We start from the raw sequence: 20596 nt of genomic DNA, 5'->3' as shown, positions 1-20596 counted from the left end.
CCCCCCCTCCCCCCACCGGCGGCGGCACGGCCCGCCCCTGCGCCTCGGTCCACTTCTGCGCCCCGCCCCGCCCCGCCCCGGCCCGGCCCGGACCGCCTCGCCCGCCCCGGCGCGGCACGTCCCCGCCCCGCCCCGCCCGGACCGCCTCGCCCCGCCTCGGCGCGGCACGTCCCCGGCAGGGCCCGGCCCGGCCACGTTCCCGTCCCGCGCTCGATCCGTCCCGGTGCTCCGGGTCGCCCCGATGGACTTGGAACGATCCATATGCGAGGGGGATCGATCGGTGCGAGCATCGGGTGGTGGTTTCGGGAAGTGGTGGAATGGGGGAGATGGTCGTGCGGGCCAATGAGACGACGGTGCCATTGATGGCGTGCGCGTCGGTGGAGGAGATGGTCGGGTTCTATACGGCGCTGGGATTCGAGGTGACCTATGAGCAGCGTCGGCCCTATACGTATCTGGCGCTGCGGTGGAGCGGGTTCGATCTGCATTTCGGGCCCGCGCCCAAAGACCTCGACCCCGCCCGGGAGGAGTCCGGGGGGTGTTTGGTGATGGTGGATGAGGTGGCGGCCTATCACGAGGCGTTCGTCGGGGCGATGCGGCGGGAGTACGGGAAGGTGTTGCGGTCTGGGGTGCCGCGGATCACGCGGTATCGGCCGGGGGCTTCGCGGTTCACGTTGGTCGATCCGTCGGGGAACTCGATCATCTTCATTCAGCGGGACGAGCCCACCGAGTTGGAGTACGGGGGTTCGGCTGAGCTCGTCGGGCTGGCGCGGGTGCTTGACAACGCGCGTATTCTGCGTGAGTTCAAGAACGATGATCGGCAGGCTTGCCGGGCGCTCAAGTCGGGCTTGCGGCGGCACGGCGCTGAGGCTCCGGTGGTCGAGCGGGCTCTCGCCCTGTGTCATCTTCTCGATCTGGCGGCGATTCTCGGTGAACCCGCCGATCCCTGGCTCACCGAACTGCGGGCGCTGGAACTCGCGCCCGGTGACCGGCGGCGCGTCGAAACGGAGCTCGCCCATTTCGCCGACCTCCAGGAATGGCTTCCCGCCTAGGAGGGTGCGCCGCCTCCGTCGTCGCGCATCGTCTCGGCCAGGCGGGTGACGGAGCGGCCCGCCGCTAGCAGGGGCCCGGGGTCGCGCAGCGAGCGGGACAGGATGAAGGCGCCTTCGAGGGACGTGAGGACGGCGGTGGCCAGGTCGCGGGCGTCGGCGGGGGAGGCCACGAAGGTGCCGCACCACGCGGCGAGGGCGTCGAGCCAGGCCGTGAAGGTGTCGGCGGTGGCGCGGCGGAGGCGTTCGTTGGTGCCCGCTACCTCCAGCGCGACCGTCGCGATCGGGCACGCGTCGGCGTAGCCGGTGGACCGCAGGTCGTCCGCCGCCCGCTCGAAGGCCGCGCCCAGGGCCCGCACCGGGTCGTCCGGGCCGTTCTCCAGCACGGCCAGGACCATCGCGCCGTACGCGGCGCCGTCGGCGCGGATCGTCTCTTCGGCCAGCGCCTCCTTGTCCGGAAAGAAGTGGTAGATCGAACCTATGCGCGCCTCGGACGCGGTGGCGATCTCCTTCAAGCCGGTGCCGGCGTAGCCCTGCCGCCGGAAAAGGGTTCCGGCCGCCGTCAGAATGCGCTCACGCGTCCCCTGGACCATTCGTGCCCCTTCCGTGTTCGCCCCGGGCCATGATAGTCCTTGCTTGAACGATCGTTCAAGGAGGTTCCCATGGACACGGTCGACCTGCCCGCTGGGCCCGTCGAGTACCTCGACACGGGCGGACCCGGTCCCGTCCTCGTGCTGACGCACGGATTCCCGATGAACCATTTGCAGTGGCGCAAGGTCGTGCCCCTGCTCGACGGGTTCCGCTGCATCCTGCCGACTCTTCCGCTCGGCGGCCACCGCACGCCGATGCGCGCCGGAACCGACCTCTCGCAGGGCGGCCAGGTGCGGATTCTGGCGGACTTCCTCGACGCGCTGGACCTCGACGACGTCACGCTGGTGATGAACGACTGGGGCGGGCCCCAGTTCGTCGTCGCGCTCGGCCGCGCCGAACGCGTCGGGCGCATGGTGTTCGTCGCCTGCGAGGCGTTCGACAACTTCCCGCCGCCGCAGGCGCGGCCCGCCGCCCGGGTGATGCGGCTGCCCGGCGGGACGTGGCTGCTCGTGCAGCTCCTGCGCACGTCGTTCTTCCGGCACGGCCGCCGGACGTGGGGCGCGATCAGCCGCACGCGCGTCCCGGACGACGTGCTCGACGCGTGGTTCACCCCGGCCCGGCACAGCCGCGCGATCCGCCGGGACATGCGCGCCTTCGCGCTGGGCGCCCCGCCGCGCCGCACGCTGCTCGCCTGGAACGAGGCACTGCGGACGTTCGACCGCCCGGCGCTCGTCGTCTGGGCGGGCCGCGACGCGATGATGCCCCGCGACCACGGCCCGCGCCTCGCCGCGCTGCTGCCGCAGGGCCGCCTGGTCGAGGTCCCGGACGCGGGGACGCTGATCCCCGAGGACGACCCCGAGGAGATGGCCCGCATCCTGCGGGAGTTCCTGACCGCGACCGGCGCCCGCGCCTGACGCGAGGCTTTCGGACGGCGGGGCCGGTCCGTTCCCTCGGTATCGAGGCGAATACCGGGTCGTGCTCCCGCTTTTCGCCGCGCCGATGGGCGTTTCGTGGTGGGCTGGTGACCCTGCGCGAGATGGATCACAGCGTCCCCGAGGAAACGGAGGAGCGATATGCCCCCTGGCAACGCCGTACTCGATCCCGGTGAGAATCCCAAGGCCCTGCTGGCGTACGGCATTCTCGCGCTGCGCGGCTCACGGGGGATGAGTCAGGACGATCTGGCGAAGGCGCTGCACGTCTCCCGCGAAACGATCAGCGCGTACGAGACCGGCCGGGTTCCGCCGCCGCCCGAATTCTGCGCCGCAGTGGACGAGTTCTTCGGCACCGGCGAGTTGATGGCGAACCTGCGGAAGAACGCGAGCAAGGCTCACCTCCGGCAGTGGAACGAAGACTTCTTCGTTCACGAGCTGGAGTCGAACCAGATCCGGACGTACGAGCCGCTGTACGTTCCGGGGTTGCTACAGACGGAAGGGTACATCCGGGCGAGCGGAACTCTAGGCGAGCCGAACGAGGAAAAGATCGTCCGCCGACTGGCGCGTAGTACTCGGCTCACCGGGGCAGGGGCACCTCACTTCTTCGGTGTCGTGGACGAAGCGGTGATCGCTCGGCCGGTCGGCGGAGCGGCCACGATGTGCGAGCAACTGGCGCACATGCTCGAAGTGAGCGAACACCCGCATGTTCACCTGCAAGTGGTGCCTTTCGCGCACGGTTACTACGAGGGGCTAACCGGTGCGCTCGTCAGCATGGCCAAACCTGACCTGACCAAGGTGGGGTACGTGGAAGCGCAGATCGGCGGAAGGCTCATCGAAGACCAGGCGGAGGCGGCTAGGCTGATCCTGGTGTTCGACGAGATCAGGGGCGCGGCCCTGCCAGAGAACGCGTCGCGAGCCTTGATCCGCAAGAGGATGGAGACGATGCATGATGATCGACTGGCGTAAGAGCAGTCGCAGCGCGGGCAACGCCGAGGGCAACTGCGTGGAGGTGTCCACGAACGTGCTCGACGCCGCGCTGATCCGTGACTCCAAGAACCCCTCTGGTCCGCGTCTTTCGCTCGGCCGCCCGGAGTTGGGCCGTCTGGTCGGCCACATCAAGTCCGGCGCCCTGGACCTGTAGCCATTGCCTTGACCCGCACGAGGATGGAGACGATGCGTGATGATCGACTGGCGTAAGAGCAGCCGCAGCGCGACCAACGCCGAGGGCGACTGCGTGGAGGTGTCCACGAACGTGCTCGACGCGGCGCTGATCCGTGACTCCAAGAACCCGTCCGGTCCGCGTCTTTCGCTCGGCCGTCCTGAGCTGGGTCGCCTGGTCGGGCACATCAAGTCCGGCGCTCTGGATCTCTGACGCGTCGCGTCCCGAGGCCCCTCTTCGGAGGGGCCTTCGGTGTTTCCGGGTGTCGGCGGGCGATTAGCCTTCTCTGTTGCGGCGGGGAGGTGACGGGTGAAGGCGCGCGGGCTGGTGCCGTTGCTGGCGTTCCTCGGGGTCATGGCGTACTCGCTGTCGATGGCCGTGGTGACGCCCGCGCTGCCGTTGTTGCAGCGGGATCTGGGCGGGGGACCGGCCGGGGCCGCGTGGGCGCTGACGGCGATGACGCTTTCGGCCGCCGTGGCGACGCCGGTCGCCGGGCGGCTCGGGGATATGTACGGGCCCCGGCGGGTGCTGCTCGTCGTGGTCGGCGTCGCGATCGGCGGGGCCGTCGTGGCGGCGCTCGCGCCGAACCTCGGCGTCATGCTCGGCGGACGCGTGCTCAACGGCGTCGGGAGCGGCGTCTTCCCGCTCGCCTACACGATCATCCGGGACGTGCTGCCCGCCGGACGGCGCGGCGCCGCGATCGGGCTCATGTCGTCCATGCTGGGGCTCGGGAGCGCCGTGTCGTGGTGCCTGGCCGGGCCGGTCATCGACCACCTCGGCTGGCGGTGGCTGCTCTGGGTGCCGGTCGCGGGGCTCGTGCCCGGCCTCGTGCTCGCCTGGTGGATCGTTCCCCGGTCCCCGGGACACGGCCGGGCGCGGATCGACTGGGCCGGAGCCGCGCTGCTCGCCGGATTCCTCGTCGCGGCCCTGACGGCCCTCACCCAGGGAACGGCGTGGGGGTGGACGTCACCATGGGTGATCGCCCTCGGAGCCCTCAGCGTGGCTCTGGCGGCCGTCTGGACGGTAGTCGAGACGCGAGTCCCGGAGCCGCTGGTCGATCCGCGCCTCATGCGGCTGCGGGGCGTCTGGACGGCCAACGCCGCCTCGCTGCTGGCCGGATACGCGCTCATGGCCGGGGGCGTGCTGTTCCCGCTGCTCGTCCAGCTGCCCGCCGCGACCGGGCACGGGTTCGGCGGCACGGCGACGGCGGCGGCGCTGCTCCAGGTGCCCGCCAGCGCCGCGATGGCGGCGGCCGGAATGGCGTCGGGCCTGCTCGACCGGCGGATCGGGTCGCGGGCCGTGCTGCTCGCGGGCGCGCTGCTGACGGCGGCCGGATACGCGTTCGTCGCGGTGGAGCACGACGCGATGTGGCACCTCTACCTCGGCGGGACGCTGCGCGGCGTCGGGCTCGGGCTGGCCTACGCGGCCGTCGCCAACCTCGTCGTCGCGGCCGTGCCGCAGGACAAGACGGGCGTCGCCACCGGCGTCAACACGCTGCTGCGGACGGTCGGCGCCTCGCTCGGGACGCAGGTCAGCGCCGTGATCGTCGCCGCGTCGGTGACGGCGGGCGTCCCGGCCGAACGCGGCTTCGTCGCCGGGTTCGCCGCCGCGTCCGCCCTCGCCGCGCTCGTCGTCGTGCTGGCGCTGCTGGCCCCGCGCCGCGGGCATGACGAAGGGGCGCCCCCGGGAGAGGACGCCCCTTCGGGGAGCGCGATCAGAAGGACTCGACGGCGCGGCGCGCCTCCGGGTCCAGGACGCCCCACCCGATCAGTTCCTCGGTCAGGTCGGCCGGGGAGCGGTCGTAGATGACGGCCAGCGAACGCAGATCCTCCTGCCGGATCGACAGGACCTTTCCGTTGTAGTCGCCCCGCTGGCTCTGGATCGTCGCGGCGTAGCGGGCGAGGGGACCGGCCTTGTCCTTCGGAAGCTGCTGCAGACGCTCAAGGTCGATCACGAGCTTGGGTGTAGGCCCGAGGGGGCTCGGCGCGGCTCCGCCGGGCAGCAACTCGGATACCGGCACGCCGTAGAAATCGGCGAGCTCGGCCAGCTTCTGAACGGTGACGGCGCGGTCGCCCCGCTCGTACGAACCGACGACGACGGCCTTCCAGCGGCCTCGGGACTTCTCTTCCACGCCGTGCAGGGACAGGCCCTGCTGGGTGCGGATGGCGCGCAGGCGCGCGCCGAGAGCCTTAGCGTATTCAGACGGCATAATGCACGGCCCCCCAGGCTCACTTTCATCGTCGTTCCACTGCTCCGGGCGGGTACCCGGAGGGAGACGACTACCCGTCTCCTGTGATGGTTACGGACAGTGACGGTAAAACGGGGACGCCGGAAGGTCAAGCCGATTGGAAAGAATCGGTCGAATTCGTCGGCCCCGCCCCGCGGGTCCACACCCCCGCCACTACCCCCGCGCGGCCCCTCCCACGCTACCGCCGGACGGCCGGACCCGCCCCGGTGTGACCGCTCTCACCAGGCAGAACGGCGCCGGGGGCGGGTACGGGGCAGCCCGGCCCGGCTGCTACGGTGACTCCGACAAGCGTCCTTTAAGACCCGTCCCGTGAGGCGGGAAAGGAGGTTCCGAGGTGACTGCTGCCCAGAGCGCGGCGCCGGGCGATCCCGCCGGCAAGGCCGTGCTGGAGGCGCCCGACATCCGCCGCGCCGTGACGCGCATCGCGCACGAGATCCTCGAACGCACCAAGGGCGGCGCCGACGTCGTCCTGCTCGGCATCCAGACGCGCGGCGTCACCCTCGCCGAACGCCTCGCCGCCGCGCTGCGCGAGGTCGAGGGCCGCGCGTTCCCGTGGGGCTCCCTCGACGCGACGATGTACCGCGACGACCTGCGCATGAAGCCCGCCCGCGCGCTCGGCCGCACCGAGCTGCCGCCCGGCGGAGTCGACGACCGCGTGGTCGTCCTGGTGGACGACGTGCTGTTCTCCGGCCGCACCGTCCGCGCCGCGCTGGACGCCCTCAACGACCTGGGCCGCCCGCGCGCCGTGCAGCTCGCCGTCCTGGTCGACCGGGGCCACCGCGAGCTGCCCATCCGCGCCGACTACGTGGGCAAGAACCTGCCGACGTCGATGCGCGAGAAGGTCCGCGTCCTGCTCGACGAGAACGACGAGCGCGACGCAGTTCTGCTGGAGGGCAAGTGAACCGCCACCTGATCTCGGCCGCCGACCTGTCCCGGGACGACGCGCTGCTCATCCTCGACACCGCCGAGGAGCTGTCCCGCGTCGCGGACCAGTCGGTGAAGAAGCTTCCCACCCTGCGGGGCCGCACGGTGGTGAACCTGTTCTTCGAGGACTCCACCCGCACCCGCATCTCGTTCGAGGCCGCCGCCAAGCGGCTGTCGGCCGACGTCATCAACTTCTCCGCCAAGGGCTCCAGCGTCTCCAAGGGCGAGTCCCTGAAGGACACCGCGCTGACGCTGGAGGCCATGGGCGCCGACGGCGTCGTCATCCGGCACGGCGCGTCCGGCGCCCCGCACCGCCTCGCGCAGTGGGTGCGGGGCAGCGTGGTCAACGCGGGCGACGGCACCCACGAGCACCCCACCCAGGCCCTGCTGGACGCGTTCACGATGCGCCGCCGCCTGGGCAACCTGGAGGGCCGCCGCGTCACGATCGTCGGGGACGTCCTGCACAGCCGCGTGGCGCGCTCGAACGTGCTGCTGCTGGCGACGCTGGGCGCGCAGGTGACGCTGGTCGCGCCGCCGACGCTGTTCCCGGTCGCGATCGGCACCTGGCCGTGCGAGATCTCCTACGACCTCGACGCGGTGCTGCCCAAGAGCGACGTCGTCATGATGCTCCGCGTCCAGCAGGAGCGCATGAACGCCGCCTACTTCCCGACGGTCCGCGAGTACTCGCGCCGCTACGGCCTGGACGCCGAGCGCATGGCGCGGTTGCCCGACGACGCCATCGTCATGCACCCCGGGCCGATGAACCGCGGCGTCGAGATCGCCGCCGAGGTCGCCGACTCGGTCCGTTCCACCATCGTCGAGCAGGTCGCCAACGGCGTCAGCGCCCGGATGGCCGTGCTCTACCTGCTGCTCGGAGGCTCCGAGCCCGCCATCGGCAAGGAGGTCTCCGCGTGACCGCGTACCTGATCCGCGACGCCCGCGTCCTCGGTGGCGAGCCCACCGGCATCCTCGTCCGCGACGGCGTGATCGCCGCCGTGGGCGCGAACCTGGACGGCGGCGACGCCGAGGTGGTCGACGCCACCGGGCTGATCGCGCTGCCCGGCCTGGTCGACCTGCACACCCACCTGCGCGAGCCCGGCCGCGAGGACGCCGAGACGGTCGAGTCCGGCACGAAGGCCGCCGCGATGGGCGGCTTCACCGCCGTGCACGCGATGGCCAACACCGACCCGGTCGCGGACACCGCCGGTGTGGTCGAGCAGGTCTGGCGGCTGGGCCGCGAGGCGGGCTACTGCGACGTGCACCCGGTCGGCGCCGTCACCAACGGCATCCGCGGCGAGACCCTGGCCGAGCTGGGCGCCATGGCCGACTCGGCGGCCCGCGTCCGGGTGTTCTCCGACGACGGCCACTGCGTCTCCGACGCCGTCATCATGCGCCGCGCGCTGGAGTACGTGAAGGCGTTCGACGGCGTCGTCGCGCAGCACGCGCAGGAACCGCGCCTCACCGAGGGCGCGCAGATGAACGAGGGCGAGATGTCGGCCGCGCTCGGCATGACCGGCTGGCCCGCCGTCGCGGAGGAGGCGATCATCGCCCGGGACGTGCTGCTCACCGAGCACGTCGGCTCGCGGCTGCACGTGTGCCACGTGTCCACGGCCGGGTCGGTGGAGATCATCCGCTGGGCCAAGAGCAAGGGCATCCAGGTCACCGCCGAGGTCACCCCGCACCACCTGCTGCTCAACGACACCCGCGCCGGGAGCTACGACCCGATCTTCAAGGTCAACCCGCCGCTGCGCACCCCCGACGACGTGACCGCGCTGCGGCACGCCCTCGCGGACGGCACCATCGACTGCGTCGCCACCGACCACGCCCCGCACCCGGTCGAGGCCAAGGAGACCGAGTGGGCGGTCGCGGCGATGGGGATGATCGGCCTGGAGACGGCGCTGCACGTCGTCCAGGAGGCGATGATCGAGACCGACCTGCTCGACTGGGCGGGCGTCGCCGACCGGATGGCCTACGCGCCCGCGCGGATCGGCCGCCTGTCCGGCCAGGGCCGCCCGATCGAGGCGGGCGCGCCCGCCAACATCACGCTGTACGACCCGTCGCCGCGCCGCGCCGTGGACCCGGCGGCGATGACGTCCAAGAGCCGCAACACCCCGTTCGCGGGGCTGTCGCTGCCGGGCCGCGTCGTCGCCACCTTCCTCCGGGGCCGTCCGACCGTCCTGGAAGGAAAGTTGCAGTGACCCAGCCTCCCCCCGCGATCCTCGTCCTGGAAGACGGGCGCGTCTTCCACGGCGCCGCCTACGGCGCCGAGGGCGAGACGTTCGGTGAGATGGTCTTCAACACCGGGATGACCGGCTACCAGGAGACGCTGACCGACCCGTCGTACGCGCGGCAGATCGTCGCGATGACCGCCCCCCACATCGGCAACACCGGCGTCAACGACGACGACCCCGAGTCGTCCCGCATCCACGTCGCCGGGTACGTCGTCCGCGAGCCCGCCCGCGTCGCGTCGAGCTGGCGGGCCACCGGCTCGCTCGGGTCGGCGCTGCGGGCGCAGGGCGTCGTCGGCATCGCGATCCCCGGCACCCGGGCGCTGACGCGGCACCTGCGCGACAAGGGCGCGATGCGCGCCGGGATCTTCTCCGGCGACGCCGCCCGCGCCGCCGAGCGCGACCTGCTCGACCGCGTGCTGGCCAGCCCCGGCATGGAGGGCGCCGACCTCGCCGCCGGCGTCACGACGGCCGAGCCGTACGTCGTCCCGGCGATCGGGGAGAAGAAGTACACGGTCGCCGCCGTCGACCTCGGCATCAAGAGCATGACGCCGCACCGCATGGCCGAGCGCGGCTGCGAGGTGCACGTCCTGCCCGCCACCGCCACCGCCGACGACATCCTGGCGCTGCGCCCGGACGGCGTGTTCTTCTCCAACGGCCCCGGCGACCCCGCCGCCGCCGACGACCAGGTCGCCGCGCTGCGCGGCGTGCTGGACGCGGGCGTGCCGTTCTTCGGCATCTGCTTCGGCAACCAGATCTTCGGCCGCGCCCTCGGCCTCGGCACCTACAAGCTGCGGTTCGGGCACCGGGGCCTCAACCAGCCCGTCCAGGACCGCGCGACCGGCAAGGTGGACGTCTCCGCCCACAACCACGGGTTCGCCGTGGACGCCCCCGCCGACGGCCCGTTCGACACCCCCTACGGCCGCGCCGAGGTCAGCCACGTCAACCTCAACGACGGCTGCGTCGAGGGCCTGCGGCTGCTCGACCGCCCGGCGTTCAGCGTCCAGTACCACCCCGAGGCGGCGGCGGGCCCGCACGACGCCACCGGGCTCTTCGCCCGTTTCTGCGAGATCATGGAGGGGTCGGACTAATGCCGCGCCGTACGGACATCTCCTCGGTCCTGGTGATCGGCTCCGGCCCGATCGTCATCGGCCAGGCCGCCGAGTTCGACTACTCGGGCACGCAGGCGTGCCGGGTGCTGCGCGCGGAGGGCCTGCGGGTCATCCTCGTCAACAGCAACCCCGCCACGATCATGACCGACCCCGAGATGGCCGACGCCACCTACGTCGAGCCCATCACCCCCGAGGTCGTCGAGAAGATCATCGCCAAGGAGCGCCCGGACGCCCTGCTGCCGACGCTCGGCGGCCAGACCGCGCTGAACACCGCGATCGCGCTGTTCGAGAGCGGCGTCCTCGCCCGGTACGACGTCGAGCTGATCGGCGCCGACGTCGACGCGATCCAGGCCGGTGAGAACCGCGAGCGGTTCAAGGGCGTCGTCGCCAAGGTCGCCCGCGAGAAGGGCCTGAACGCCGAGTCGGCGCGCTCGCTCATCTGCCACACGATGGACGAGTGCCTGGCCGCCGCCGCCGAACTGGGCTACCCGATGGTCGTCCGCCCGTCGTTCACGATGGGCGGCGCCGGGTCGGGCTTCGCGCACGACGAGACCGACCTGCGCCGCATCGCCGGGTCGGGCCTGGCCGCGTCCCCGACCAGCGAAGTGCTCCTGGAGGAGTCGATCCTCGGCTGGAAGGAGTACGAGCTGGAGGTGATGCGCGACCGCGCCGACAACGTCGTCATCATCTGCTCCATCGAGAACCTCGACCCGATGGGCGTGCACACCGGCGACTCCATCACCGTCGCGCCCGCGATGACGCTCACCGACCGCGAGTACCAGAACATGCGGGACGTCGCGATCGAGGTCATCCGCGAGGTCGGCGTCGACACCGGCGGCTGCAACATCCAGTTCGCGATCGACCCCGGCAGCGGCCGGATGATCGTCATCGAGATGAACCCGCGCGTGTCGCGCTCGTCGGCGCTGGCGTCCAAGGCGACCGGCTTCCCGATCGCCAAGATCGCCGCCAAGCTCGCCATCGGCTACACCCTCGACGAGATCCCCAACGACATCACCGCCGAGACCCCGGCGTCGTTCGAGCCCTCGCTCGACTACGTCGTGGTGAAGGTGCCGCGCTTCGCGTTCGAGAAGTTCCCCGGCGCCGACGGCGGCCTCACCACGCACATGAAGTCGGTCGGGGAGGCCATGGCCATCGGCCGCAACCTCACCGAGGCGTTGCAGAAGGCGCTGCGGTCGCTGGAGCAGAAGGGCTCGGCGTTCTCCTGGGCGGGCGAGCCCGGCGACGTCGAGGCCCTGCTGGAGTCGGCGTCGCGTCCGCACGACGGGCGGCTGCGCGACGTGCAGCGCGCCCTGTGGGCGGGCGCGACGATCGAGCAGGTGTACGCGGCCACCTCGATCGACCCGTGGTTCCTCGACCAGATCGCCGCGCTCAACGAGATCGCGGACGACATCCGCGTCTCCGCCGACGCGCTCACCCGCGACAAGCTGCTGCGCGCCAAGCGGCACGGCTTCTCCGACGCGCAGATCGGTGAGATCCGCAACCTGCGCGAGGACGTCGTCCGCGAGCTGCGGCACGCGCTGGACGTCCGCCCGGTCTACCTGACGGTCGACACCTGCGCCGCCGAGTTCGCCGCGCAGACGCCGTACCTGTACTCGTCCTACGACGAGGAGACCGAGGTCCCGCCCGGCGACCGGCCCAAGGTGATCATCCTCGGCTCGGGGCCGAACCGCATCGGGCAGGGCGTCGAGTTCGACTACTCCTGCGTGCACGCGTCGTTCACGCTGACCGAGGCGGGCTACGAGACCGTCATGGTCAACTGCAACCCCGAGACCGTCTCGACCGACTACGACACCTCCGGGCGGCTGTACTTCGAGCCGCTGACGCTGGAGGACGTGCTGGAGGTCGTGCACGCCGAGCAGCAGTCCGGCGAGGTCGCGGGCGTGATCGTCCAGCTCGGCGGGCAGACGCCGCTGGGGCTGGCGCAGAAGCTCAAGGACGCGGGCGTGCCCGTCGTCGGCACCTCGCCGGAGAGCATCCACCTCGCGGAAGAGCGCGGCGCGTTCGGGCGGGTGCTGCACCGCGCGGGGCTGCCGGCGCCCAAGCACGGCACCGCCACGTCCTACGAGGAGGCCCGCGAGATCGCCGCCGAGATCGGCTACCCGGTGCTGGTGCGGCCGTCGTACGTCCTCGGCGGGCGCGGCATGGAGATCGTGTACGACGACGCCACGCTGGAGTCGTACATGGAACAGCAGCGCCAAGGCGACCTCCTGGACCATCCCGTCCTGGTCGACCGGTTCCTGGACGAGGCCATCGAGATCGACGTGGACGCCCTCTACGACGGCACCGACCTGTACCTCGGCGGCGTCATGGAGCACATCGAGGAGGCCGGCATCCACTCCGGCGACTCGGCGTGCGCGCTCCCGCCGATCACCCTCGGCCACGACGACGTCCGCCGCATCCGCGAGGCGACCGTGGCGCTGGCCGAGGGCATCGGGGTGCGCGGGCTGATGAACGTCCAGTACGCGCTGTCCGCGGGCGTCCTGTACGTGCTGGAGGCCAACCCGCGCGCGTCCCGCACGGTCCCGTTCGTGTCCAAGGCGACGGCCGTGCCGCTCGCCAAGGCCGCCGCCCGCGTCATGCTCGGCACCACGATCGCCGAGCTGCGCGCCGAAGGGCTGCTGCCCGCGACCGGCGACGGCGGCACGCTCCCGCTGGACGCGCCGATCGCCGTCAAGGAGGCCGTGCTCCCGTTCGACCGGTTCCGCACCCGCGACGGCGCGTTCGTGGACACCGTCCTCGGCCCGGAGATGCGCTCGACCGGCGAGGTCATGGGCATCGACGAGAACTTCGGCACCGCCTACGCCAAGTCGCAGCAGGCCGCCTACGGCTCGCTGCCCACCAAGGGCCGCGTGTTCGTCTCGGTCGCCAACCGGGACAAGCGGCACATGGTCTTCCCCGTGAAGCGCCTTGCTGACCTGGGCTTTGAGATTCTTGCCACGGAGGGGACCGCGGAGGTCCTGCACCGCAACGGCGTGCGTGCCAAGATCGTGCGCAAGCACAGCGCGGGCACCGGGCCGGACGGCGAGCCCACGATCGTGCGGCGCGTCCTGGACGGCGACGTGGACCTCATCGTCAATACTCCCTTCGGCAGCCCCGGCCAGTCCGGGCCGCGGCTCGACGGCTACGAGATCCGCACCGCGGCGGTGCTGCGCGGCGTACCGTGCGTCACGACCGTGCAGGGCCTCGCGGCGGCCGTGCAGGGCATCGAGGCCGTCGCCGGCGGCCAGGTGGGCGTCCGCTCCCTCCAGGAGCACGCCGCCCGCCTGCGCGGCGGCGCCTAGCCGCACGGGCGCGGCCGGGGGAGTCCCCGGCCGCGCCCGGCCAGACGACGAGACGAGGGAGAGCGGGTGTCCGACACACCGGTGCAGACGTCGGCGACGGTCCTGACGGTCCGCCAGGTGCAGGACTACCACGCGATGACGCTGGTGGCCCCCGCCGTCGCCGAGCGGTTCCGGCCGGGCCAGTTCCTGGCCCTGGCGGTCGGCGGGGCGCACTCGTCCCGGCTGCTGCGCCGCTGCCTCGGCGTCTACGAGGTCAAACCCGACTACGGCGGCACGATCGAGGTCGTCTTCGAGGACACCGACCCGGGCACCGCCTGGCTCGCCGGGCTGCGCTCGCGCGACCGGCTCGACCTGGCCGGTCCGCTCGGCCGCCCGTTCCGGCTCCCGCGCGACCCCGTGCACTGCCTGCTCGTCGGCGGCGGCGCGGGCGGCGCCGCGCTGTTCGCCCTCGCGGACACGCTGCGCCGCCGCGACTGCCAGGTGCACTTCCTGCTCGGCGGCCCCACCGGCCGCCAGGTGTTCGGCTCGCGCACCGCGCAGCGCATCGGGGACAGCGCCACCGTCGTCACCGACGACGGCTCGACGGGGGAGCGCGGCACCGTCGCCGAGGCCATGCCCCGCGTCATCGCCGCCACCGGCGCCGACGTCGTCTACGCCTGCGGCCCGACGACGCTGCTGCGCTCGGTCACCCGCGTCGCGGGCGACCACGGGCTGCCCTCGCAGGTGTCGGTGCAGGAGTTCCTCCAGCAGACCGCCGCCTGCGGCATCGGCTCCTGCCTCACCTGCATGCTGCCCATGTACGGCGACGACGGCGTCACCCGCATGGTCCGCGCCTGCGCCGACGGCCCGGTGCTGCGCGGCGACCGCGTCCGCTGGGGCGACGTCGGCACCATCCCCTTCGACGCGCTCGGCGCCCCGCGCGCCCTCAGCGTCCCGGACGGAGGCTCCGCGTGAGCGATCGGCTGGCGACCCGGCTCGGCCCGCTGGAACTGGCGAGCCCCGTGCTGAACGCGGCGGGCTGCGGCGGCACCGGCCGCGAGCCCGCCCAGTTCTTCGAGCTGTCGCGGCTGGGCGCGTTCGTCACCACGTCGGTGATGGTGCGGCCCCGCGCCGGGCGGCCCACGCCCCGCGTCGCGGAGTCGCCCAGCGGGCTGCTCACCGCCATGGGCCTGCCCGGCCCCGGCATCGAGGGCTTCCTCGAACGCGACCTGCCCTGGCTCGCCGAGCAGGACGTGCCCGTCATCGTGTCGATCGCGGGCAACAGCGCCACCGAGTTCGCGGAACTGGCCCGGCGGCTGCGCGGCGTCCCCGGCGTCGCCGGGATCGAGGTCAACACCGCGTGCCCCAACGTCGAGGACCGGGGCCGCATGTTCGCCTGGCATCCGGCGGCGTCCGCGCGCGTCGTGCGGACCGTCCGGGAGCTGACGGCGCCCGGCGTGCCCGTGCTGGCCAAGCTCGCGCCCGACGTCACCGACATCACCACGGTCGCGCTGGCGTGCGCCGACGCGGGCGCCGACGGCCTCACGCTGATCAACACGCTGGACGGCATGTCCGTCGACACCGCGACGCTGCGGCCCGCGCTCAGCGGCGTCTCCGGCGGCCTGTCCGGGCCCGCGATCCGGCCCGTCGCCGTCCGCTGCGTCTACCAGGTGCACGCCGCGCTGCCCGAACTGCCGATCGTCGGGGTCGGCGGCGTCGCCTCCGGCCTGGACGCGCTGGAGTTCCTGCTGGCGGGCGCGTCGGCCGTCGGCGTCGGCACCGCCCTGTTCCACGACCCGGGCGCCGTGCCGCGCATCCAGCGCGAGCTGGACGAGGCGCTGGCCGCCCGCCGGATCGGCCGCGTCGCCGACGTCGTCGGCCTCGCGCACAAACCCGCCGGATACGTTCCGTCGCTGGTCAGCCCGCACGTCCCGGCCCCGGCCGGGCCGGCCGACCGGGCGGAGCCGAGCGCGGCGGAGACGAAGGAGACGACCCCGTGACCGTTCCCCCCGCCCCCATCGCCGTCGCCCTGGACGCACCCGACCTGGAGGTCGCGGCCCGCTGGGCCACCCTCGTCACCCCGCACGTCAGCACCGTCAAGGTCGGCCTGGAGCTGTACCTGCGGTACGGGCCGGACGTGGTGGCCAGCGTGCGCGGCGCCAGCGGCGTACAGGTCTTCCTCGACCTCAAGCTGCACGACATCCCGGCGACGGTCGCGGGCGCCGCGCGCGCCGTGGCGCGGCTGCGCCCGGCGTTCCTGACCGTGCACGCGGCGGGCGGCCCGGCGATGATCCGGGCGGCGGCGGAGGCCGCGCCGGAGACGACGATCGCGGCGGTGACCGTGCTGACGTCGCTGTCCGACGACGACCTGGACGCGGTCGGCCTCACCGGCGGGTCGCCGGAGGCGGTGCGGCGGCTGGCCGCGCTGGCGGTGGAGGCGGGCGCGGGCGCGCTCGTCTGCTCGCCGCGCGAGGTCGCCGCCGTGCGCGCCGAGGTCGGCCCGGACGTCACGTTGATCACACCGGGCGTCCGGCCGCCCGGCACCGGCACGCAGGACCAGGCGCGCGTCGCGACGCCGGAGGCGGCGCTGGAGGCCGGCGCGGACCTGCTCGTGATCGGCCGTCCCATCACCGGCGCGGCGGACCCGGGCGCGGCGGCGGCGGGCATCGCGGCGGCGCTCCGGCGGACGGCGGCGGGCGCGTCCTGATGATCGCTCCGAGACCTCGCGCAGGGGGTTCGCGACGCCATTCTGGAACGTTCCATAATGGCGTCCGGACCTTGACATGACGGCCCGGTCACGACACGCCGTACACGGGTGGCGAGTTCCGCGAGAGGGCTCTCGGCGGGCGGTTTTTCACGATCATGCGAAAGTCCTGGAAGGTGGCGGGATGGCCGCGCGGAAGGCCCGAGTTGGGTACACTCTGTATTCAGGACACTTCGAGGAGTGATTTTCGTGATTTTGTGGCGGGCCAAACCGCCTTTCACGTTGCCTTATGGGGCGTGAACTCGCTAGTTTCCCGTCCCGTCCGACTCCGTCGAGTGGAAACCTGAGGTGACCCGGCGTGGCTCTTCCGCCCCTGACCCCCGAACAGCGCGCCGCAGCCCTGGAGAAGGCTGCCAAGGCTCGCAAGGAGCGGGCCGAGGTTAAGAACCGTCTCAAGCACGGGGGTACCTCGCTCGCCGAGGTCCTCAAGGACGGCCAGTCCGACAACACCATCGGCAAGATGAAGGTGTCGGCCCTCCTGGAATCCCTGCCCGGTGTGGGCAAGGTCCGTGCGAAGCAGATCATGGAGCGCCTCGGCATCGCCGAGTCCCGCCGCGTGCGGGGCCTCGGTGCCAACCAGCGTGCCTCCCTGGAGAAGGAGTTCGGCGGCGGTGCAACCCGCTGACCCGCGTCCCCAGGACGGGCGCCACGGCTCCGCCGTCGCGGCCGGTACGGGCCTGCCCGAGACCGGCACCATCCCGTCCGCCTCCGGGGCACCCATCGCTGCCCCCGGCGGTACCGGCGCGCACGCTCCCCTTGCCCGGCGTTTGACGGTTCTCTCCGGTCCGTCAGGCGTCGGCAAGAGCACGGTCGTCGCCGAGATCCGGCTCGCCCACCCCCAGGTGTGGCTGTCGGTCTCGGTGACCACCCGGGCCCCGCGCCCGGGTGAACGGCACGGTGTGCAGTACTTCTTCGTCGACGACGCCGGTTTCGACCGGCTCGTCGCCGAAGGGGAGCTGCTCGAATGGGCCGAGTTCGCGGACAACCGCTACGGCACCCCCCGCGCGCCCGTCGCCGAACGCCTCGAACGCGGCGAGCCCGTCCTGCTGGAGATCGACCTCCAGGGCGCCCGCCAGGTCCGGCGGACCATGCCCGAGGCGCAGCTCGTCTTCCTCGCGCCGCCGTCCTGGGACGAGCTGGTCCGCCGCCTCACCGGGCGCGGCACCGAGCCGCCGGACGTCATCGAACGGCGGCTGGAGGCCGCCCGCGTCGAGCTGGCCGCCGAGAAGGAGTTCGACGTCACGCTCGTCAACACGTCCGTGCGGGACGTGTGCTCCGAGCTGCTAGCCTTGATGGCTGTCCAGCCTTAAGCAAGATCCGAGGGAAGGCCACCGCGTGGCAGCCGCCAACGAAGGCATCACCAACCCGTCGATCGACGAGCTTCTCGAAGTGGTCGACACCAAGTACGGGCTCGTCAGCATCGCGGCCAAGCGCGCCCGGCAGATCAACGCCTACTACGCCCAGCTCGGCGAGGGCCTGCTGGAGTACGTCGGCCCCCTGGTCGAGACCCAGGTGCAGGAGAAGCCGCTGTCCATCGCGCTCCGTGAGACGCGCGAGGGGCTGCTGAACGCCGAGCCCGTCGAGGGCTGAGAACCGCCGGGCGCCGTGCGCGCCCGGGCAACGCCGGAGGGGCTACCCGCATGACTCCCGGTCCCGCGCGGGCGTCCGAGGCAGGCTCGGAGCCGAACGCGGCCCCGCGCGTCGTGCTCGGCGTCGGCGCCGGCATCGCCGCGTACAAGGTCTGCGAGCTGCTGCGGCGGCTCACCGAGTCCGGGCACGACGTCCGGGTCGTCCCCACCGCCGACGCGCTCCGCTTCGTCGGTGAGCCCACGTGGGCGGCGCTGTCGGGGAAACCCGTCGCCACCGGCGTGTGGGACGCGGTGTCGCAGGTGCCGCACGTGCGCATCGGGCAGACCGCCGACCTGGTGTTCGTCGCGCCCGCCACCGCCGACCTGCTCGCGCGGGCGGCGCACGGCCTCGCCGACGACCTGCTCACCAACACGCTGCTCACCGCGCGCTGCCCGGTCGTGTTCGCCCCCGCGATGCACACCGAGATGTGGGAGCACCCCGCCACCCAGGCCAACGTCGCGACGCTGCGCGCCCGGGGCGCGATCGTCGTCGATCCGGCGTCCGGGCGGCTCACCGGCAGGGACACCGGCCCCGGGCGGCTGCCCGACCCGGCCGAGCTGTTCGAGGTGGCGCGGCGGGTGCTGGCGCGCGGCGGCGTCGCGCGCGACCTCGCCGGGCGCCACGTCGTGGTGTCCGCCGGGGGGACGCGCGAAGCGCTCGACCCGGTCCGGTTCCTGGGCAACCGCTCGTCCGGCCTCCAGGGGTACGCGCTCGCCCGCACCGCCGTGGCGCGGGGCGCCCGCGTCACGCTGGTGGCCGCGAACGTGGCGCTGCCCGATCCGGCGGGGGCGCGCGTCGTCGCGGTCGAGTCCGCCGAGCAGATGCGCGGCGCCGTGCTGGAGGCCGCGTCCGGCAAGGACTCCGGGGACGGGCCCGCCGACGTCGTCGTGATGGCCGCCGCCGTCGCGGACTTCCGGCCCGCCGCCTACGCCGGGTCCAAGATCAAGAAGCGGGACGGGGCGGGGCCCGCGCCGATCGCGCTGGTGCAGAACCCCGACATCCTCGCCGAACTCGGCGCCCGTCCGCACGGCGGGCAGCTCGTCGTCGGGTTCGCCGCCGAGACCGACGACCTGCTGGAGAACGGGCGGCGCAAGCTGGCCCGCAAGGGGTGCGACCTGCTCGTCGTCAACCAGGTCGGGGCCGACCTCACGTTCGGGCGTCCCGACAACGCCGCCGTCGTCCTCGGCGCCGACGGGTCCTCCACCGAGGTCCCGCGCGGCCCGAAGGAGGCGCTGGCCGACACCGTCTGGGACCTGGTTACCGCCCGGTTGCCCGAACGGGGCGGCTCATGACGAATCCGGCATGTTTGAAGAGGCTCGTCCGGCCACCATCCCGATAGACTTCCCGGGAAACCGCAGATCCGCAGGCGGGGGTGGCGTTCCCCCGCCCGCATCCAGACACCATCCGCCCTGCGACGTCAGTCAGCAGCCGCTGCAAGGAGTTCACGTACGTGTCTCGCCGCCTGTTCACCTCCGAGTCCGTCACCGAGGGGCACCCGGACAAGATCGCCGACCAGATCAGCGACGCCGTCCTGGACGCGATGCTCAAGGACGATCCGCGCAGCCGGGTCGCCGTCGAGACCATGATCACCACGGGTCAGGTGCACGTCGCCGGTGAGGTGACCACCGAGACCTACGTGGACATCCCCGGCGTCATCCGGGAGAAGATCCTGGAGATCGGCTACGACTCGTCCAAGAAGGGCTTCGACGGGCACTCCTGCGGCGTGTCGGTGTCCATCGGCGCGCAATCGCCCGACATCGCCGCCGGTGTCGACGACGCCTACGAGTCCCGCGAGGGCGAGGCCGGCGACGACCTCGACCGCCAGGGCGCGGGCGACCAGGGCCTGATGTTCGGCTACGCGACCAACGAGACGCCCGAGCTGATGCCGCTGCCGATCACGATCGCGCACCGGCTCGCGCAGCGGCTCGCCGCCGTCCGCAAGGAGGGCACCGTCCCCTACCTGCGTCCCGACGGCAAGACCCAGGTGACGATCGAGTACGACGGCGACCGCGCCGTCCGTCTCGACACCGTCGTGGTGTCCTCGCAGCACGCTCCCGACATCGACCTCAAGGAGCTGCTCACCCCGGACATCAAGGAGCACGTGGTCGACCCGGTGCTGGCGTCCTTCGACCTGGACACCTCCGGCTACCGGCTGCTGGTGAACCCCACCGGCATCTTCGAGATCGGCGGCCCGATGGGCGACGCCGGGCTCACCGGCCGCAAGATCATCGTCGACACCTACGGCGGCATGGCCCGGCACGGCGGCGGCGCGTTCTCCGGCAAGGACCCGTCCAAGGTCGACCGCTCGGCCGCGTACGCGATGCGCTGGGTCGCCAAGAACATCGTCGCCGCCGGTCTGGCCGACCGCGCCGAGGTGCAGGTCGCGTACGCGATCGGCAAGGCCCACCCGGTCGGCGTGTTCGTGGAGACGTTCGGCACCGAGAAGCTGCCGGTGGAGAAGATCCAGGCGGCCGTCCTGACGGTCTTCGACCTCCGTCCGGCCGCCATCGTCCGCGACCTGGACCTGCTCCGCCCGATCTACTCCCGCACCGCCGCCTACGGCCACTTCGGCCGCCAGGAGCCCGACTTCTCCTGGGAGTCCACCGACCGCGCCGAGGCCCTGGCCTCCGCCGCCGGTCTGTAACACGCGTCACTCGAACGACCCCGAGCGCTCCGGCGCCC

General features: G+C 72.6%; 21 protein-coding genes. 19 read left to right on the top strand and 2 right to left on the bottom strand.

The annotated features are described in order from the left end of the window. The first annotated feature begins 317 nt into the window (after positions 1–317). Positions 318–1049 carry a VOC family protein gene (locus C229_RS0122435; RefSeq protein ID WP_018657357.1) on the top strand — a complete coding sequence of 244 codons (732 nt, stop codon included), beginning with the start codon at positions 318–320 and terminating at the stop codon, positions 1047–1049. On the opposite strand, the gene C229_RS0122430 is transcribed toward C229_RS0122435, so the two are convergent. Beyond that, positions 1046–1639 carry a TetR/AcrR family transcriptional regulator gene (locus tag C229_RS0122430; RefSeq protein ID WP_018657356.1) on the bottom strand — a complete coding sequence of 198 codons (594 nt, stop codon included), beginning with the start codon at positions 1637–1639 and terminating at the stop codon, positions 1046–1048. The genes C229_RS0122435 and C229_RS0122430 overlap by 4 nt on opposite strands. Positions 1640–1708: 69 nt before the next feature. Here C229_RS0122430 and C229_RS0122425 point away from each other — a divergent pair, with 69 nt between their 5' ends. The 5 genes from C229_RS0122425 (at position 1709) to C229_RS31440 (ending at position 5537) form a co-directional block, all read left to right on the top strand. Then, positions 1709–2551, top strand: coding sequence for an alpha/beta fold hydrolase (locus C229_RS0122425; RefSeq protein ID WP_018657355.1), 843 nt, complete (start codon positions 1709–1711; stop codon positions 2549–2551). Between the two features lie 159 nt (positions 2552–2710). Further along, a complete protein-coding gene (locus C229_RS33105; protein ID WP_018657354.1) occupies positions 2711–3535 on the top strand; it encodes a helix-turn-helix domain-containing protein in 825 nt (274 codons plus the stop codon). Beyond that, complete coding sequence (locus C229_RS0122415; RefSeq protein WP_420804677.1) at positions 3516–3710, top strand: DUF397 domain-containing protein; 195 nt, start codon at positions 3516–3518, stop codon at positions 3708–3710. The genes C229_RS33105 and C229_RS0122415 overlap by 20 nt, the downstream gene beginning before the upstream one ends. 39 nt (positions 3711–3749) lie before the next feature. After that, entirely contained in the window at positions 3750–3941 is a 192-nt protein-coding gene (locus C229_RS0122410) for a DUF397 domain-containing protein (protein WP_018657352.1), read from the top strand. A gap of 96 nt (positions 3942–4037) precedes the next feature. Beyond that, positions 4038–5537, top strand: a complete 1500-nt coding sequence (locus C229_RS31440) for an MFS transporter (RefSeq protein WP_018657351.1) — start codon at positions 4038–4040, stop codon at positions 5535–5537. Here the strand turns inward: C229_RS31440 and bldD are convergent. After that, complete coding sequence (gene bldD / locus C229_RS0122400) at positions 5443–5937, bottom strand: transcriptional regulator BldD (protein WP_018657350.1); 495 nt, start codon at positions 5935–5937, stop codon at positions 5443–5445. The two genes, C229_RS31440 and bldD, sit on opposite strands and share 95 nt — an antisense overlap. A 373-nt stretch (positions 5938–6310) precedes the next feature. Between bldD and pyrR the strand changes: the two genes are divergently transcribed. The 13 genes from pyrR (at position 6311) to metK (ending at position 20558) form a co-directional block, all read left to right on the top strand. After that, the gene (gene pyrR, locus C229_RS0122395) at positions 6311–6877 is read left to right on the top strand and encodes a bifunctional pyr operon transcriptional regulator/uracil phosphoribosyltransferase PyrR (protein WP_018657349.1); all 567 of its coding nucleotides are present in this window, start codon (positions 6311–6313) and stop codon (positions 6875–6877) included. Next, a complete protein-coding gene (locus C229_RS0122390; RefSeq protein ID WP_018657348.1) occupies positions 6874–7815 on the top strand; it encodes an aspartate carbamoyltransferase catalytic subunit in 942 nt (313 codons plus the stop codon). The genes pyrR and C229_RS0122390 overlap by 4 nt, the downstream gene beginning before the upstream one ends. After that, a complete protein-coding gene (locus C229_RS0122385; RefSeq protein ID WP_018657347.1) occupies positions 7812–9098 on the top strand; it encodes a dihydroorotase in 1287 nt (428 codons plus the stop codon). The genes C229_RS0122390 and C229_RS0122385 overlap by 4 nt, the downstream gene beginning before the upstream one ends. Next, positions 9095–10219, top strand: a complete 1125-nt coding sequence (carA, locus tag C229_RS0122380) for a glutamine-hydrolyzing carbamoyl-phosphate synthase small subunit (RefSeq protein WP_018657346.1) — start codon at positions 9095–9097, stop codon at positions 10217–10219. Before C229_RS0122385 ends, carA begins: the two co-directional genes overlap by 4 nt. Continuing rightward, positions 10219–13542, top strand: coding sequence for a carbamoyl-phosphate synthase large subunit (gene carB / locus C229_RS0122375; protein ID WP_018657345.1), 3324 nt, complete (start codon positions 10219–10221; stop codon positions 13540–13542). Before carA ends, carB begins: the two co-directional genes overlap by 1 nt. A gap of 66 nt (positions 13543–13608) precedes the next feature. Continuing rightward, positions 13609–14496, top strand: coding sequence for an iron-sulfur cluster-binding protein (locus C229_RS0122370; protein WP_018657344.1), 888 nt, complete (start codon positions 13609–13611; stop codon positions 14494–14496). After that, complete coding sequence (locus C229_RS0122365) at positions 14493–15521, top strand: dihydroorotate dehydrogenase (RefSeq protein ID WP_018657343.1); 1029 nt, start codon at positions 14493–14495, stop codon at positions 15519–15521. Before C229_RS0122370 ends, C229_RS0122365 begins: the two co-directional genes overlap by 4 nt. Further along, complete coding sequence (pyrF, locus tag C229_RS0122360) at positions 15518–16228, top strand: orotidine-5'-phosphate decarboxylase (RefSeq protein WP_018657342.1); 711 nt, start codon at positions 15518–15520, stop codon at positions 16226–16228. Before C229_RS0122365 ends, pyrF begins: the two co-directional genes overlap by 4 nt. A gap of 355 nt (positions 16229–16583) precedes the next feature. Next, positions 16584–16910, top strand: coding sequence for an integration host factor, actinobacterial type (gene mihF, locus C229_RS0122355; protein ID WP_018657341.1), 327 nt, complete (start codon positions 16584–16586; stop codon positions 16908–16910). Between the two features lie 94 nt (positions 16911–17004). Beyond that, positions 17005–17595, top strand: coding sequence for a guanylate kinase (gmk, locus tag C229_RS0122350; protein WP_051109056.1), 591 nt, complete (start codon positions 17005–17007; stop codon positions 17593–17595). Positions 17596–17620: 25 nt separating this feature from the next. Beyond that, a complete protein-coding gene (gene rpoZ, locus C229_RS0122345) occupies positions 17621–17875 on the top strand; it encodes a DNA-directed RNA polymerase subunit omega (RefSeq protein ID WP_018657339.1) in 255 nt (84 codons plus the stop codon). A 50-nt stretch (positions 17876–17925) separates the two neighbouring features. Continuing rightward, positions 17926–19206, top strand: coding sequence for a bifunctional phosphopantothenoylcysteine decarboxylase/phosphopantothenate--cysteine ligase CoaBC (coaBC, locus tag C229_RS0122340; RefSeq protein ID WP_018657338.1), 1281 nt, complete (start codon positions 17926–17928; stop codon positions 19204–19206). A gap of 158 nt (positions 19207–19364) precedes the next feature. Next, the gene (gene metK, locus C229_RS0122335) at positions 19365–20558 is read left to right on the top strand and encodes a methionine adenosyltransferase (protein WP_018657337.1); all 1194 of its coding nucleotides are present in this window, start codon (positions 19365–19367) and stop codon (positions 20556–20558) included. The last annotated feature ends 38 nt before the right edge of the window (positions 20559–20596 follow it).

This window comes from Actinomadura flavalba DSM 45200 (assembly GCF_000374305.1).
In the GTDB taxonomy this organism is placed as follows: domain Bacteria; phylum Actinomycetota; class Actinomycetes; order Streptosporangiales; family Streptosporangiaceae; genus Spirillospora; species Spirillospora flavalba.
The sequence above is the reverse complement of the archived record's forward strand: the minus strand, read 5'-3'. Positions and strand labels throughout refer to the sequence as shown.